Here is a 17,522-nt window from a genome sequence, read left to right on the forward strand (position 1 = left end):
AATGAACAGAAACTGAACAAGCTGCAAGCCCTGCTTGATGAAATGGAGGAAGTCTGATGGACAAGAGTGTTGCTTTGAGGATTGCCAAGCGCTTTATCACTCTGCCGCTGGACAAACGCAGGCTGTACCTGGAGAAGATGCTCGAAGAGGGCGTCTCGCCGGCCAACTTGCCCATTCCCGAGGTCCGTGGCGGGTTCGAAGACCTCCCGCTTTCCTACGCCCAGGAACGCCAGTGGTTCCTATGGCAGATGGATCCGCACAGCTCGGCTTATCACATTCCCAGTGCCTTGCGCCTCAAAGGTCCGTTGGACGTGCCGGCCCTGGAGCGCAGCTTCAACGCGTTGGTCGAGCGTCACGAGAGCTTGCGCACCACGTTCATTGAGCGCGGTGAGCAAGCCGTGCAGGTCATCCACCCGCAGATGCCTCTGTGTATTGCGCTCGAGGCATTGCCCGCCGGTTCGCCGGCCAGCCAGGACGACAGCCTCAAGGTGTTCGTCGAGCGCGAAATCGCCCGCCCGTTCGATTTGCGCCAAGGGCCGTTGCTGCGGGTTTCGCTGTTGAAAATCGCTGAGGACGATCATGTGCTGGTGCTGATCCAGCACCACATCGTTGCCGATGGCTGGTCGATGCAGGTGCTGGTGGATGAACTGGTCCGTCATTACGCCGCCGACACGGCCGGCGAATCGCTGGCGTTGCCGCAATTGCCTGTGCAATACGCCGACTATGCGATCTGGCAGCGCCACTGGCTCGAGGCCGGCGAGCGTGAGCGCCAGTTGGGCTATTGGGTCCAGACCCTGGGCGGCGAACAGCCGGTGCTGGAGTTGCCGTTCGATCATCCGCGCCCGCCCGTGCAAAGTTTTCGCGGTGCGCGGCTGGATTTGAATCTGCCGCCGCCACTGGGGGCAGCGCTCAAGCAACTGGCCCAGCGCCAAGGCGCCAGCCTGTTCATGGTGCTGCTGGCCTCGTTCCAGGCGTTGTTGCACCACTACAGCGGCCAGCCGCAGATCCGCGTCGGCGTGCCGGTGGCCAACCGCAACCGGGTCGAGACCGAGGGCTTGATCGGCTTTTTCGTCAACACCCAGGTGCTCAACGCCCATGTCGATGGGCAACTGCCGTTCGAGCGCTTGCTCGATCAGGTCAAACAATCGGCCATGGCGGCCCAGGCACATCAGGACTTGCCGTTCGAGCAGTTGATCCAGGCCCTGCAACCGGAGCGCAGCCTCAGCCACAGTCCGATCTTCCAGGTCATGTTCAACCATCAGACCACGGGCGCTGCCCAAGCCCGGCAGATGCACTTGCCGCAGCTGGGCATCCAGGACCTGGTGTGGGAAGGGCGCACCGCCCAGTTCGATTTGACCCTGGGCACTTATGAAACCGAGCAGGGCATCGCCGCGGAGCTGACCTACGCCACCGACCTGTTCGAGCCGCAGACCATCGAACGCCTGGCCCATCACTGGCAGAACCTGCTGCAAGGTATCGTCGCTGCGCCGCAGCAACGGATCGGCGAGTTGCCGTTGCTCGACAGCGCCCAACAGCGTCTGACGCAGCAAGACTGGCGCCGTGAGGTTGCTCATGGCCCAGCGACGTGCGTGCACCAGCGCATCGCCGAACAGGCCCGCATTGCCCCCGATGCATTGGCGCTGACCATCGATGGGCAGGCCCTGACCTACGGGCAACTGGACGCGCGGGCCAACCAGCTCGCCCACCGTTTGCTGGCCTTGGGCGTGACGCCCGACCAGAGCGTGGGCATCGCCGTGGAGCGCAGCGTCGAGATGATTGTCGGCCTGCTGGCGATCCTCAAGTCCGGCGGCGCCTACGTGCCGCTGGACCCGGCGTACCCCGAGGATCGCCTGGCCTACATGATTGAGGACAGCGGCATCGAACTGCTGCTGACCCAGGCCCGTTTGCAGGCGGTATTACCGATTCCGGCAACCCTGCAAACCCTGTTGCTGGACCAGCCCGACGCCGCGTTGCAAGACGCACCGCGCACCTGTCCGGTGGTGGCGTTGAGCGCCGAACACCTGGCCTACGTGATCTACACCTCCGGTTCCACCGGCAGACCCAAGGGCGTGATGGTGCGCCATGGCGCGCTGAGCAATTTCGTCACCAGCATGATTGCCCAACCGGGCCTGGCGGCCAGTGATCGCATGCTGTCGCTGACGACGTTTTCCTTCGATATTTTTGGCCTGGAGATCTACGGGCCTCTGTCGGCTGGCGCCAGCATCGTGCTGACCGGCCAGAACGTCCACCAGGATCCGCAAGCAGTGCTGGCGCTGATCGAGCGTCACGACGTGACCGTGCTGCAAGCCACCCCGTCGAGCTGGCGCATGCTGTTGGATCATGAGCACGCTGCGCTGTTGTCTGGGCGCACTTTCCTGTGTGGCGGCGAGGCGTTGCCCCTGGAGTTGGCGCAACGGCTACTGGCGCTGTCGCCGAAGGTCTGGAATCTTTACGGTCCGACCGAAACCACGATCTGGTCGGCGCTGCATCCATTGAGCCTGGAAAGCAGCCGTCCCTACCTGGGCAAGCCCCTGGACAACACCGCGTTGTACGTCGTCGGCAGCGACCTGACGCTCAACCCGCCCGGCGCGCCGGGTGAGCTGCTGATCGGTGGCGATGGCCTGGCGCGCGGTTACTTCCAACGCCCGGCCCTGACCGCCGAACGCTTTGTGCCGGACCCGTTTTCCACCACCGGCGAGCGGCTGTACCGCACCGGCGACCTGACCCGCTATCGGGCCGAAGGCGTGGTCGAGTACCTCGGTCGCATCGACCATCAGGTCAAGATCCGCGGCTTGCGCATCGAGCTGGGGGAAATCGAAGCGGCGCTGCTGGCCCGGGACAGCGTGCGTGAAACCGTGGTGGTGGCCCATGAAGGCCCGACCGGTGCGCAACTGGTGGGTTACGTGGTGCCCGCGAGCGGTGAAGTAGCGGACGAGTCTTTGTTACGCGCTTCGCTCAAAGCAGCGCTCAAGGCGCAATTGCCCGAGTACATGGTCCCGGCGCATTTGCTGTTCTTGGCGCAACTGCCATTGACACCCAACGGCAAGGTCGATCGCAAGGCGCTGCCAGCCCCTGATGCCGGCGATCTGCAACAGACCTACGTGGCGCCGCGCAGTCAGCATGAGCAACAGGTGGCAGCGATTTGGCAGGAAGTGCTCAAGCTCGAGCGGGTAGGGCTGGAGGACAACTTTTTCGAATTGGGCGGGCACTCGCTGTTGGTCACCCAGGTGGTCTCGCGAATCCGTCGGACGTTGGGGATTGAGGTGCCACTGCGTAGCCTGTTCGAACACGGCACGTTGCGCGATTTCGTCAGTGCCTTCGACCTCGGCCAAGCTGAACAACCATTGGCGATGGTGTCGGTGCCCCGTGACCAGCCGCTGCCGTTGTCGTTTGCCCAGGAGCGCCAGTGGTTCCTGTGGAAAATGGACCCCGACAGCGCCGCCTACAACATTCCCACCGCGCTGCGGCTGCGCGGCGCACTGGACAAAATCGCCCTGCGCCGCAGTTTTGAAGCACTGGTAGCGCGTCACGAAAGCTTGCGCACCCGGTTCGTGGAGAGCGATGGCGGCACCTGCCAGGTGATCCGTGCGCAAGGGCAGGTCGACTTCGTTGAACGACGCCTGGCCGGCGAGGATGAGGCCAGGGTCCAGGCCTTCATCGAACAGCAGATGCAAGCCCCGTTCGACCTCTTGAACGATGCGCTGCTGCGCGTGGTGTTGCTGGAATTGGGCGAGCAGGAGCACATTCTGGTCCTGGCCCTGCATCACATCGTGTCCGACGCCTGGTCGTTGCAGGTGATGGTCGACGACCTGATGAGCCTGTATTCAGCCTTCACGCTGGGGCAGCCCGCGCTGCTGCCCGCGCTGGCGGTGCAATACGCTGACTATGCGGTCTGGCAGCGCCAATGGATGGCGGCCGGTGAACGGGAGCGCCAACTGGCCTACTGGACCGGGCAACTGGGCGGTGAACAGCCGCTGCTGGAACTGCCCACGGACCATCCGCGCCCGGCGCAGCAGAGCCTGCGCGGCGCGCGTTTGCCGATTGTGCTGGATCGCGCGCTGAGTGATGCCCTCAAGGCCTTGGCTCGACGGGAAAACGTCACGCTGTTTGTGCTGCTGCTGGGCTCCTTCCAAGCCTTGTTACACCGCTACAGCGGTCAAGCCGACATCCGCGTCGGCGTGCCGATTGCCAACCGCCAGCGCCTGGAAACCGAGCGGTTGATCGGCTTTTTCGTCAATACCCAGGTGCTGCGCGCTGAGTTCCACGGCGATCTGACGGGCGCCGGTTTGCTGCAACAGCTCAAGCAGACGGCCATGGCGGCGCAGATGCATCAAGACCTGCCGTTCGAGCAATTGGTCGATGCCTTGCAGCCGCAGCGTAACTTGAGCCACAGCCCGCTGTTCCAGGCCATGTTCAACCATCGCAACGAAACCGCCTCGGCCTTTGAAAGCGCCTTGCCGGGCCTGGCGGTCGAACCCCTTGGCTGGGAGCAGCGCACCGCGCAGTTCGACCTGAGCCTGGAGACCACCGACAGCCCAGAAGGCCTGCACGCCGCGCTGATCTACGCCACGGACCTGTTCGAGCCAGCCACCCTCGCGCGCATGGGCCAGCATTGGCTTAACCTGCTGCAAGGCATGGTGCAGGATCTGCATCGTCCCGTTGCGCAGTGGACGTTACTGGGCGATGACGAGCGGCGGCACCTGCTCGTCGACTGGAATGCGACGGCGGTCTCCTACCCGCTCGATCGCAGTGTCCAGGGGCTGATCGAAGATCAGGTGCGCAGGACCCCGGACGCTCCGGCGCTGGTGTTCGGCGAACAACGCCTGAGCTACGCCGAGCTCAACGCCCGGGCCAATCGCTTGGCTCACACACTGATCGAGCATGGCGTGGGCCCGGATGTGCTGGTGGGCATCGCCGTGGAACGTTCGGTGGAAATGGTCCTGGGGCTGTTGGCGATTCTCAAGGCCGGCGGTGCCTATGTGCCGCTGGACCCTGAATATCCACAGGATCGCCTGGCCTATATGTTTGACGACAGTGGCATCGGTTTGCTGCTGACCCAGCAGCATCTGTTGGCGCAGTTGCCGATCCCGGACGGGCTGCGCAGCCTGGCGCTGGACCTGCCGGACGCTGGGCTGCACACGGGCCGCGAGAGCAATCCGGACGTCGAGGTCCACGCTGAAAACCTCGCGTATGTGATCTACACCTCCGGTTCCACCGGCAAGCCCAAGGGTGCCGGCAATCGCCATTCGGCCCTGGTCAACCGGTTGTGCTGGATGCAGCAGGCCTATCGGCTCGATGCCACGGACAGCGTGCTGCAAAAAACCCCTTTGAGTTTCGACGTGTCGGTGTGGGAATTCTTCTGGCCGCTGCTGACCGGTGCGACCCTGGTGGTGGCCGCGCCGGGCGCTCATCGTGACCCGACACAGCTGATCGAGTTGATCACCGCGCAGCGCATCACCACGCTGCACTTCGTGCCGTCGATGTTGCAGGCATTCGTGCAAGACCCACGGGTGGCCGAATGTACCAGCCTGACGCGCATCGTCTGCAGCGGTGAAGCCCTGCCGGTGGATGCCCAGCAGCAGGTGTTCGCCAAACTGCCGAACGCCAGCCTCTACAACCTCTACGGCCCGACCGAGGCGGCCATTGACGTGACCCACTGGACCTGTGTCGAGGAAGGTCGCGACAGCGTGCCGATTGGTCAGCCGATTGCCAACCTGGGCACCTACATTTTCGATGATGAACTGGCGCCGGTGCCGGTGGGGGTGATTGGCGAGTTGTACCTGGCGGGGGAAGGCTTGGCGCGTGGTTACCATCGGCGCGCAGCGCTGACGGCCGAACGCTTCGTGACCGGCCCCTTCGGCCACGGCCAGCGGCTGTATCGCACCGGTGACCTGGCGCGCTACCGCAGCGATGGCGTGATCGAATACGCCGGGCGGATGGACCATCAGGTGAAAATCCGTGGCCTGCGCATCGAACTGGGTGAAATCGAGGCGCGCCTGGCTGAGCATGATGAGGTGCGCGAAACCGTCGTCGTCGCTCAGGACGGCACCTTGCTGGTGGCCTACGTGGTGCCGGCAGGCGCTGAACGGCTGAACGCCGATGACGCGATTCGCCAGGCGTTGCAAGGCCGCCTCAAGGGCCACTTGAGCCAGTCCTTGCCCGACTACATGGTGCCGCAACACTGGGTGTGGCTGGAACAGCTGCCCGTCAGCCCCAACGGCAAACTGGAGCGCAAGGCGCTGCCCAAAGCCAATATCAGCGTCAGCCCCAAGGCTTACATCGCGCCCAATACCGCCCTCGAACAGGCACTGGCCGCTATCTGGCAAAGCGTGCTCGGCCGCGAGCAAGTGGGTGTCAGTGACAACTTCTTCGAGCTGGGGGGCGATTCGATCATTTCCATCCAGGTGGTCAGCCGGGCCCGGCAGGCCGGGATCCATTTCAGCCCCAAGGATTTGTTCGTCCACCAGACCATCCAGGGGCTCGCCAGCGTGGCCACCTTGGGCGCCAGCGGTCCGGGCTTTGACCAAGGCCCGGTGACGGGGAACGCGGTGTTGCTGCCGTTCCAGCAATTGTTCTTCGAACAGGACATGGCCGAGCCCCATCACTGGAACCAGTCGGTGCTGCTCAAGGGGCTGCGACCTGTACATGCCGAGCATCTGGAGCAGGCGTTGCAGGCCGTGGTTAGCCACCACGATGCCTTGCGCCTGGCCTTCGTGCGCGAGAACGACGCCTGGACCGCCCGCCATCAGACCCTCACAGAGCAAGACGCGGTTTGGCAGCGCTCAGCGCTGTTGTGGGCCGCCGAGGTGGCCGATGCCCCGGCGCTGGAGCGCCTGGCCGAACAAGCCCAGCGTAGCCTGGAACTGGAAAGCGGCGCTTTGTTGCGTGGGGTATTGGCAAGCCTGGCCGATGGCAGCCAACGGCTGTTGCTGGTGATTCATCACCTGGTGGTGGACGGTGTGTCCTGGCGGATTTTGCTGGAAGACCTGCAACAGGCTTATGAACAACTGCAAGCTGGCCAGGCCCCGAAACTGCCGGCCAAGACCAGTGCCACCCAGGCCTGGGCACAACGCTTGAAAACCCATGCTGGCAGCGCGGCGCTACAGGCCCAGATGGCTTATTGGCAAGGGCAGCTTGCGGGTGTTCGCAACGATTTGCCCTGTGACCGGCCTGAGGGTGAATTGCGCAGGTGTCACGAGGCGCAGGTGCAGACGCGCCTGGACAAGCACCAGACCCAACGACTCTTGCAGCAAGCGCCGTCGGCCTATCGCACCCAGGTCAACGATCTGTTGTTGACGGCCCTGTCTCGGGTGATCGGTCGTTGGACCGGCGAGGCTTCGACCTTGATTCAACTGGAGGGGCATGGCCGTGAGGCGCTGTTCGATGACCTGGACCTGAGCCGCAGCGTCGGTTGGTTCACCAGCCTGTTCCCGGTGCGCTTGACCCCAGCGGCGACCCTCGAGGATTCGCTCAAGGCGATCAAGGAGCAACTGCGCGCAATACCCGACAAAGGGCTCGGCTTCGGCGTGTTGCGCTACCTGGGCGATGAGCAGACTCGTCGCACCCTCGCGGCGTTGCCCATGCCTCGCATCACCTTTAACTACCTGGGGCAGTTCGACAGCGGATTCAGCGATGCCGCCGACGGGTTGTTTATCCCCGCCAGCGAGCCGGCGGGCACGCCACAGAGCCCGCTGGCGCCGCTGGACAACTGGCTGACGCTCAACGGTAGCGTCTATGCGGGTGAGTTGAGCATCGACTGGACCTTCAGCAGGCACATGTTCGATGAGTCGACGATCCAGCGGCTGGCCCTGGAATACGCTCAGGAGTTGCAGGGCTTGATCGACTACTGCTGCCAGACCCGGCATCAGGGCTTCACGCCGTCGGACTTCCCGCTGGCAGGTTTGAACCAGGCCCAGCTGGACGCATTGCCGCTGGCGCCGCGAGACGTCGAAGACATCTACCCGTTATCGCCGATGCAGCAAGGCATGTTGTTCCATTCGCTGTATGAGCAACAGGCCGGTCACTACATCAACCAACTGCGGGTTGATGTCGAAGGGCTGGACGTCGAGCGCTTCCGCCAGGCCTGGCAGGCGGCCGTGGATGCCCATGAAGTGCTGCGCAGCAGTTTCGTCTGGGAGGGGGATTTCAAGCGGGCGCTGCAGGTTGTACACAAGCAGATGGAGGTTGCGTTCCTGTTCCACGATGGATGCGCCGCAGCGAACCCATCCCAGGACCTGGACGCCCTGGCGTTGGCGCAGCGCCAGCAGGGTTTCGAGCTGGATGCAGCGCCGCTGTTGCGCTTGCTGGTGGTGCGCGTGGCAGAGGAGCGCTATCACCTGATCTACACCAGCCATCACATCCTGATGGACGGCTGGAGCAACTCGCAGTTGCTCGGCGAAGTGTTGCAACGCTACGGCGGCCAACCCTTCGTCGCATCGGGCAGCCGCTACCGGGATTACATCGCCTGGTTGCAACGCCAGGATGCGGCGGCCAGCGAAGCGTTCTGGATGCCCTTGCTGCAACGCTTGGAGACGCCGACACGGCTGGCCGATGCCATTGCACCACCGGCCCAGGCCAGCGCCGGTTATGGCGACCACGTGCAGGTCTTGGACGAAGCGCTGACCCGACGCCTGGAAGCCTTCGCCCGCGCCTCGAAAGTGACCGTCAACACGCTGGTGCAGGCCGCGTGGCTGCTGCTGTTGCAGCGTTACACCGGCAAAGACACCGTGGCTTTTGGCGCTACCGTGGCCGGTCGTCCGGCGGATCTGCCGGGCATCGAGCAGCAGATCGGTCTGTTCATCAACACCTTGCCGGTGATCGCCAGCCCGCAGGCCGGGCAATCCCTGGACAGCTGGCTGCAAGCGGTGCAGGCGCAAAACCTGATGCTGCGCGAGTTCGAGCACACCGCGTTGCTGGATATCCAGCGCTGGGCCGGGCAGGGCGGTGAAGCGCTGTTCGACAGCCTGTTGGTGTTCGAAAACTATCCGATTGCTCAGGCGTTGGAACAGGGCGCGCCAGACGGTTTGCGCTTTGGTCCGCCGATCACCCAGGAGCAGACCAGCTACCCGTTGACGCTGTTGGTGGAATTGGACCGGCAACTGTCGGTGCACATGAGCTACCAGCTGGCGAGTTTCTCGGCGGACACGGTGCAACGGCTGACGGCCCATCTGGCTCGGTTGTTGGGACAGATGGCCGATGGCAGCGAGCGTTGCCTGGGTGAACTGTCGATGCTGGCGTTCGATGAGCATCAGCGTCAGGTCCACGACTGGAACCCGGTGGACGCGCCGTTCGAGCAAGCGCTGTGCATTCACCAGATGATTGCTCGCCAGGCCCAGGCCATGCCAGAGGCCCTGGCGGTGACTTTCGCCAACACTCGCCTGAGCTATGGCGAACTGGACACCCAGGCCAATCGCCTGGCCCATAAGCTCATCGAGCTGGGCGTGGGCCCGGAAGTGCGAGTAGGCGTGGCAATGCCTCGCTCCGAGCAGTTGCTGATCGCCTTGCTGGCGGTGCTCAAGGCCGGTGGCGCCTACGTGCCGCTGGACCCGGACTACCCGGCCGAGCGGGTGGCCTACATGCTCGACGACAGCCGTGCCCGGGTGTTGCTGACTGAGCAAGCGGTGGCGGCGACGCTGGACGTACCGAGTGAAACCGCCGTGCTGATGTTGGATCACCTCGACTTGGCGAGTTACCCACTCAGTGCGCCACACACCGCGGTCACGCCAGACAATTTGGCCTACGTGATCTACACCTCCGGCTCCACCGGCAAGCCCAAGGGCGTGGCGATTGCCCATCGCAACGTGCTGGCGCTGATCGACTGGTCCAAGTCCGTCTACAGCCGCGACGACATCCAGGGTGTGTTGGCCTCGACGTCGGTGTGCTTCGATCTGTCGGTGTGGGAGCTGTTCGTGACCCTGGCCAACGGCGGCTCGCTGATCATCGCCCGCAATGCCCTGGAACTGCCGCACCTGCCGGCTCGCGACCAGGTGCGGCTGATCAACACCGTGCCCTCGGCGATTGCCGCGTTGCAGCGCAGCGGTGAGATCCCGGCCAGCGTGCGCATCATCAACCTGGCGGGCGAACCGTTGAAGCAGAGCCTGGTAGATGCCCTGTACCAACACCCCACCTGTGGGAGTGGGCCTGTGCAAGCAGGACCAGTAGAAACAAAACCAGTGGGGGCAGGACCTGTGGGAGCAAAGCTTGCTCGCGACAGCGTCCTGTCAGCTGGCCCCTATGCGACTGACCCACAGCCATCGCGAGCAAGCTTTGCTCCCACAAGCTCGCTCCCACAGGGGATAGAGCAGGGGATAGAGCATGTCTACGATCTTTATGGGCCATCGGAAGACACCACCTATTCCACCTGGAGCCGCCGCACCGCCGGCGGCACGGCGAACATCGGTCGCCCTCTCAAGCACACCGCCAGCTACCTGCTCGACGCCGACCTGCAACCCGTGCCCCAAGGCGTTTCGGCGCAGCTGTACCTGAGCGGCGCGGGCATCACCCGTGGCTACCTTGGCCGAGCGGCGATGACCGCCGAGAAGTACGTGCCCAACCCGTTCTCCGCAAGCGGCGAACGGCTGTACCGCACGGGCGACCTGTGCCGTTATCGCGCCGATGGCGTGCTCGAATATCAGGGCCGCATCGACCATCAGGTGAAGATCCGCGGTTTCCGTATCGAGCTGGGGGAAATCGAAGCGCGGCTGCTGCAACAACCCCAGGTGCGGGACGTGGCGGTCCTGGCTCAGGACGCAGCGGGTGGCCAGCAACTGGTGGCTTACGTGGTGGCTTACGTGGTGGCTTCTGGGGTGACTTCGGCGTTGCAACCGGACGAAAGCGCCCTGCGTGCTCAGCTCAAGGCAAGCCTCAGGGAACACCTGCCCGACTACATGATCCCGGCGCACCTGCTGTTCCTCGATCAATTGCCGCTGACGCCCAACGGCAAGCTCGACCGCAAGGCATTGCCAGCCGTGGAGACCGGGTTGTCGCAAAGCGGCTACGAGGCCCCCGTCAGCGAACTGGAGCAACAAATTGCCGGTGTCTGGCAAGAGGTGCTGGAGCTGGAGCAGGTCGGTCGCAACGATCATTTCTTCGAACGCGGCGGCCACTCGTTGCTGGCGACCCAGGTCGTCTCACGTTTGCGCAACTTGACGGACTATCCGCTGAGTCTGCGTGACCTGTTCAATCATCCGCAGCTCAAGGCGCTGGCGGCGCTGATGGCCGGAAACGTGGAGGGGCAGGTTCGCGCGGGTGATTCCCGAGGGGTTCGGCTCAAGGCTCATGGGCCGCGACGTTCGGCACCGCTGTCGTTGGTGCAGCGGCGTTTGTGGATCGCCGAACAACTGTCCGGCGGCACGTCGGCCTATGGTATGCCCATGGCGCTGCGCCTGTGCGGTGGGTTGTCGGTGGAACACCTGATGAGCAGCTTTGCCGAAGTGGTGCGCCGCCATGACGTGCTCCGTACCGCATATGTGCAAGACGAAGAAGGCGATCCGCTGGCGCTGATTGCCGACGAGGTGCAGTTGGACTTCCCGCTGATCGACCTGTCCGACCTCTCGCCCGGCGCCCAGCAGGAGCAGGTGGTCCAGGCGACGCTGGAGAACGCCCGCACTCCTATCGACCTGGAGCAGGCACCGCTGTTGCGCGGGCGGATCCTGCGCTTGGGGCCGAGCGAACATGTGTTGTTGTACGCCATGCATCACATCATCTTCGATGGCTGGTCGATGGGGCTGTTGGTCGACGAACTGGTGCAGGCCTATGAGGCATCGCTCACCGGCAAACCGATGCCGCTGGCGCCCCTGGAGGTTCAGTACCAGGACTTCGCGCTGTGGCAGCAGGCGCTGGAAGAGCAGGGTGTTCTGGCGCGTCAGGCCGAGTACTGGAAGCACCGCCTCAGCGGCTACGAGGGACGCCTGAACCTGCCGCTGGACAACCCTCGGGGCCAGACCGCGTCCTATGACGGCGATGCGTTGCAATTCCAGCTTTCCAGCGGCTTGACCGGGGCATTGCGGCGGTTATCCAGCGAGGCCGGGGTCACGCTGTACAGCACGCTGCTGGCGTCTTTCCAGGTGTTGTTGCATCGGCTCAGCGGTGCGCAAGACATGGTGCTCGGCGCCGACGTGGCCGGTCGTGAACAGCCGGAGCTGGAGCGGCTGATCGGTTTCTTCGTCAACGTGTTGCCCCTGCGTTCGCACTTGGACGCCGAGGCCACGTTCGCCAGCTTCCTGGCGCGCACCCAGGACAATCTGCTCGACGCGCTGGAGCATCAGGATCTGCCATTCGACCAGATTGTCGAAGCCTCGGGCGTAGCGCGACACAAGGGCATGAACCCGTTGCTCCAGGTGTTGTTCGTGATGAACAACGTGCCGGTGCGTCCACGGTCCATGGCGGGATTGAGCATGGAGTTCCTGCCGGCGCTGGAGACCCATTCTAAATTCGACATGGCGTTGTTCGTTGACGAAGAAGAAGGGCAATTGCGCGGTAATTGGCAATTCGCCACAACCTTGTTCGGACATGAGCGCATTCAGCACCTGATTCAGGCCTGGACAGCCCTGTTGGAACAGATCGTCGCTGATCAGGACATTCAATTGGGAGCTATCAGCATGCCAGTCGACAACACGGCGACGGCCGTCACGCCTGCCACCGTCCCGGGGCCCAAGGCCGACAAATTGGGCAAGTTTCTCAAGCGCTCCGTGACACCGCTCGCCAAGCCTCGTGCGGCGCGGGTGCGTGAATCACTGGTGGCTGCACCGCAGTGCTTTCCCTTGATGCTGGAACCGGGCGAGCCCCATCTGGATGTCATCGAGTGGATTCACCAGAACCGGCCGCTGATCGAGCAAAAGCTCGCTGAGCATGCGGGCATTCTGTTCCGCGGTTTCGAGCTGGACGGTATCCAGGGTTTTGAAGCGTTTGCCGAAGCAGTACAGCCAGGGCTTTATGGTCAGTACGGCGACCTGCCCAAGAAAGAAGGCGGCAAGAACACCTACCGTTCCACGCCGTACCCCGAGCGCAAGATGATCCTGTTCCACAACGAAAGCTCCCATCAGGATCGCTGGCCGCGCAAGCAGATGTTCTATTGCGAGCAAGCCGCGCCTGTGGGCGGGGCGACCCCGGTGGTGGATTGCCGCTTGATGTATGAACAACTGCCGGCGGACCTTCGCGAGAAGTTCGAAGACAAAGGCCTGCTCTACGTGCGCACCTTCACCGACAAACTCGACGTGTCGTGGCAGCACTTCTTCAAGACCGAAAACCGCCTTGAAGTGGAGGCCCGCTGTCGGGCGGGCGGCATCCAATGGCGCTGGCTCGATAACGACGAGTTGCAGACCCGCACACCGGGGCCCGCGATCATCACGCACCCGATCACTGGAGCGAAGTCGTTCTTCAATCAGGTGCAATTGCATCACATCTATTGGCTGGACCCGGATGTGCGGGAAGACCTGCTGTCGATGTTCGGCCTGGAGCGCATGCCCCGGCATGTGTACTACGGCGACGGCACACCGATTGAAGATGAGGTGATGGCGCGTATCGGTGAGCTGTATGAAGCCTGCGCGGTGCGTTTCGACTGGCAAAAAGGCGATGTGATCCTGCTGGACAACATGCTGGTGGCCCACGCCCGCGATCCGTTCGAGGGGCCGCGCAAAATCGTGGTGGCCATGGGCGATATGTACGACCACAGCAGCCTTGGGAGTCCGTCGGCCGCCGGGCAAACCGCCCGGGGCGCACTCAACACCGAGGAAGCCGGAGCATGAACGAGGTCACGATGGACGCGCACAGTTCAGGGTTCGCCCTGACCCCCGAGCAACAAACGCAGCTCGAACAACGGCCCGGCACGGTGACCTGTGGCGAGGCGTTGCGCTGGCTGAATGTGATGATCGACGGTGATCTCGATCCGCAGCGCTTGCAGGTCGCGTTCGATACGCTGCTGGCGCAGCAGCCGATGCTGTTGGCGCGGCTGGGCAAAGTCGCCGGTTTCCACGGTTGGCGTCAGGCCGTCGCCAGCGCCGCTCGCTTCCCGCTGACGGTACAGGCCGGCGAGCAACGGGCCGAGGACATCCAGGCGCAGATCGAGGACTTGATGGGGCGCGTTTTTGTGATCGGTGAATCGGACAGCCTCCAGGCCGTGCTCTATCGTCTGGCGCCACGGCAATGGCAATTGGTGCTGGGCATCGCCCGCTACAGTGCCGATGCGCAGTCGCTGAATCTGCTGCTTGAACACCTCCAGCAAGCCTGCGCCGGGGCTCATGCAGAGGATGACGAAGCGCCGGGCGAGTTTGCCCAGTACCTGGAATGGCGCAGTGAAGTGGTGCTGGATGAAGACGCCGCCAGCGCACGAGCTTACTGGCAGCAACACTTGCAAGGGATGCAGGCGGACATCGCTACGCCATGGCTGGCGGCGCGCAGCACCAGCGCTGAGACAGGTACCGCCGACAGCCACGTATCGCTGAGCCTGGAGCCGGCTCAACGTGAGGCTTTGCACTGCCTGGCCGAGCAGCTTGGCCAGCCGCTGGCCACGCTGCTGCAGGGCGCGTGGTGGGTGTTGCTGGGACGTTTGAGCGGGCTTGAACAGGCGCTGGTCGGCGTGCGCCATGACAGCCGCGACGACTATGAATACTTCGCCAATGCCGTGGGCGTGTTCGAGAAAACCCTGCCACTGTGCGTTTCGTTGCCTGCCACGGTGTCGTTCAGCGAGTGGTTGGACGAGCTGGCGGCGCGCCTTGAAGCCCATCGCACCTGGCAGGAATACTGGGCGCCGGAACTGGCGCCTGACGCGGCGCGCCCGGCCTACGGCTTTACGCTGGGGCAGGCGAGCGCTAGCGGGCACAGTGGCGGTCTGCACTGGACCGTCGCAGAGTCCGTGCATGTGCCGGCAGAACCGTTCGAGTTGCTGATGCAGGTTCAATTGAACGAGCGCCACACCACGCTCAATCTGCATTACGCCCGTTCGCGTTATTCGTCAGCCTCGGCCAACGCGGTACTGGAACAGTACGGCGTGCTGTTGGCCTCGATCCTGGCCGCGCCCCACCGTGCACTCGCGCAGCTCAGCCTGCTCAGTCGCGCTCAGGAGCAGCGCTTGTTGGCGATCAATCCGCCGATGCAGGCTTTGGCGGATGGCCGTTATCTGCCGCAGCGCATCGCCGATCTGGCGCTGCATATACCGGACGCCATCGCCCTGACCGACGCTCATCTGCAATTGAGCTACAGCCAGTTGCAAGCCCAGGTCGACAGTCTGGCGCTGGGGCTCAAGCACCAAGGCGTGGGCGCCGGTTCGATTGTCGCGCTGGCGTTGCCGCGCTCGGCGCAGCTGGTGATTGCAATGCTGGCGAGCTGGCGTTTGGGGGCGGCGTATCTGCCCCTGGATGTGCAGTGGCCCCAGGCGCGTCAGGCGTTGATGCTGGACCAGGCCGGCGCGGCGCTGTTGCTGACTGATGCGGCGCATCTGCCAGCCTGGCAGGACCAGCCGTATGAAGCCCTGACGGCGGCGCAGTTGCGTCAGTCGCCGGCGCCGTTGCCAGCGCTCGCCACCCAAGGCAACGACATCGCTTATGTATTGTTTACATCGGGCTCCACGGGTGTGCCCAAAGGTGTGGTGATCGAGCATCGGCAATTGCTCAACTACACCGCCCAAGCCAGTCAGGCACTGGGCCTTGCGCAGTGCAAAAACGTCGGTTTCAGTTCCACCGTAGCGGCGGACCTGGGCAACACCACGTTGTTTGGCGGGTTGTTCAATGGCGCGACCCTGCATGTGGCCAGCGATGAGCAGATGCAGGACGGCGCGTTGTTTGCCCAGTACCTGCAACAGCAGCAGATCGACTGCCTGAAGATCGTGCCGTCGCACCTTGCGGCGCTGCTCGACAGCGGGCGGGCGACACTGCCGCGTACCCTGGTGCTGGGCGGCGAATCGATTGCGCCGACCTTGATCGAGCGCATCGCCCGGTTGCGCGGTGATTGTCGGGTGTTCAACCACTACGGGCCGACCGAAGCCACGGTCGGGGTGATGATTCATCCGTTGTCACTGCACGGCGCTGCCGACGATTGTTCGGCGCTGACCCAGGTGTTGGGCAACAACCAGGTCTACGTGCTGGATGCCGATCTGCGTTTGGCGCCGGTGGGTGTGCTGGGCGAGCTGTACCTGGGCGGTGCGCAGTTAAGTCGGGGTTATCTGAATGCCCAGGCCGACGAGCAGATGTTCATCCAGAGTCCGTTCGATCCGGCGCAGCGTCTATATCGCAGCGGCGACCTGGCGCGTTATCGCGCGGATGGGGCGATCCAGTTGCACGGTCGGCGTGATCAGCAGGTCAAGGTGCGCGGTTTCCGCATTGAACTGGCAGAGATCGAGGCCGAGCTTCTGCGCCTGCCGCAGGTGGTCGAAGCGCTGGTGCTGCCGGCGGCGTCCGCCGAGCAGGGGTTGTTGGCCTTTGTCGTGGCACAGCAGGGGCTGTCGGCGGGCTTGCTGGACGTTGTGCGTGCTGAGCTGAGCGCACGCCTGCCCAGCGTGATGGTTCCACAGCGCCTGCAACTGATCGAACAGTTCCCGCGCCTGGCCAACGGCAAGATTGATCGCAAGGCGCTGCAGCAGAGGGCGGATGTGGCGGCGGATGACCAAGACGCCGCACCGCGCGATGCGCTGGAGCAATTGCTCGCCGCACGCATGGCGCAATTGCTTGGGTTGGAGCGATTGGGCATCGACCGCGACTTCTTCGCCGCCGGTGGGCATTCGTTGCTGGTGATCAAGTTGGTGGCAGGTATTCGCAAGTTGTTGCAGTGCGAAATTCATCCGGGGCTGGTCTTCGATCATCCGACCGTGGCGTCGTTGGCACTGGCCTTGCGGGCGGTGGAGAGCAGCCCGGGGCAACTGGAAAAAATCGCCCAGGTGCGCCTGCGCATGGAAGCGATGAGCCCCGAGGAAAAGGCACTGCTGACCGAACAGGCGCTGCAGCTGCAAGCCGCCAAGGCTGAGCAAGGCAGCTGACGAGGGATGCCATTGCGGCGTTGGGCTGCTTTAGGGGCTGCTCAGCTCTTAAGTGCTAAGCAGGGCCATCGTGGCGAGGGAGCTTGCTCCCGCTGGACTGCGCAGCAGTCCTGAAACTGGCTGTTGCCATTTGTCTGGCTCACCGTGCAATCGCTTTTGGGGGCCGCTGCGCAGCCCAGCGGGAGCAAGCTCCCTCGCCACAATGGTGTTCGCGGCTCTGGTGTCGGCCGTGTTCATGAAAGCCTGGTATTAAAAAGGCCGTCGCCTAACAGCGACGGCCTTTTTTTTATTATTTTTGTAAATGATAAATAAACTCATTCCGGTTTTTGGCAAGTGCTGCGTCTTACTTAGGTATGTGGGCAAATCGGGTCGGGCAGGACGTCCAGGCACCGGGTTTGTTCAGTAAAGACTTCGCCGTCGTCCAGCCGAATGACCGCGCCGGGGAGGGGCCGGTCGGCCACGCACTGACACGTTGCCCCGAGGCAATCGACCGTGCGGGTTCACGTGTGCTGGCGAGCGGCGGGCCCTTCGGCCCCATGGACTTTTACTTCTACCA

Annotated in this window: 3 protein-coding genes (1 of these 3 only partly in view); all 3 read left to right on the forward strand. The window is 63.6% G+C overall.

The genetic code is table 11. The features are described 5' to 3' along the window. Tightly spaced (each overlapping or abutting the next), the 3 genes in view from KI237_RS10145 to KI237_RS10155 form a layout consistent with a single transcriptional unit that may run on beyond the window. Positions 1 to 57 carry the 3' portion of a non-ribosomal peptide synthase/polyketide synthase gene (locus tag KI237_RS10145; protein WP_212799699.1) on the forward strand. Its footprint begins 12,561 nt before the window's first position, so the window shows 57 of its 12,618 coding nt (coding positions 12,562–12,618); its start codon lies beyond the left edge, outside the window; it ends in the stop codon at positions 55 to 57. After that, positions 57 to 13,745, forward strand: coding sequence for a non-ribosomal peptide synthase/polyketide synthase (locus tag KI237_RS10150; protein WP_212799700.1), 13,689 nt, complete (start codon positions 57 to 59; stop codon positions 13,743 to 13,745). Before KI237_RS10145 ends, KI237_RS10150 begins: the two co-directional genes overlap by 1 nt. Next, positions 13,742 to 16,966 (forward strand): non-ribosomal peptide synthetase, encoded by a 3,225-nt coding sequence (locus tag KI237_RS10155; RefSeq protein WP_212799701.1) that lies wholly within the window; start codon positions 13,742 to 13,744, stop codon positions 16,964 to 16,966. Before KI237_RS10150 ends, KI237_RS10155 begins: the two co-directional genes overlap by 4 nt. Positions 16,967 to 17,522 lie beyond the last annotated feature (556 nt).

This window comes from Pseudomonas sp. St316 (assembly GCF_018325905.1).
Lineage (GTDB): Bacteria > Pseudomonadota > Gammaproteobacteria > Pseudomonadales > Pseudomonadaceae > Aquipseudomonas.

Excerpts from the sequence above, each read along its gene's own strand:
- KI237_RS10150 (WP_212799700.1), top strand. The coding sequence starts at position 57 with ATGGACAAGAGTGTTGCTTTGAGGATTGCCAAGCGCTTTATCACTCTG.
- KI237_RS10155 (WP_212799701.1), top strand. The coding sequence starts at position 13,742 with ATGAACGAGGTCACGATGGACGCGCACAGTTCAGGGTTCGCCCTGACC.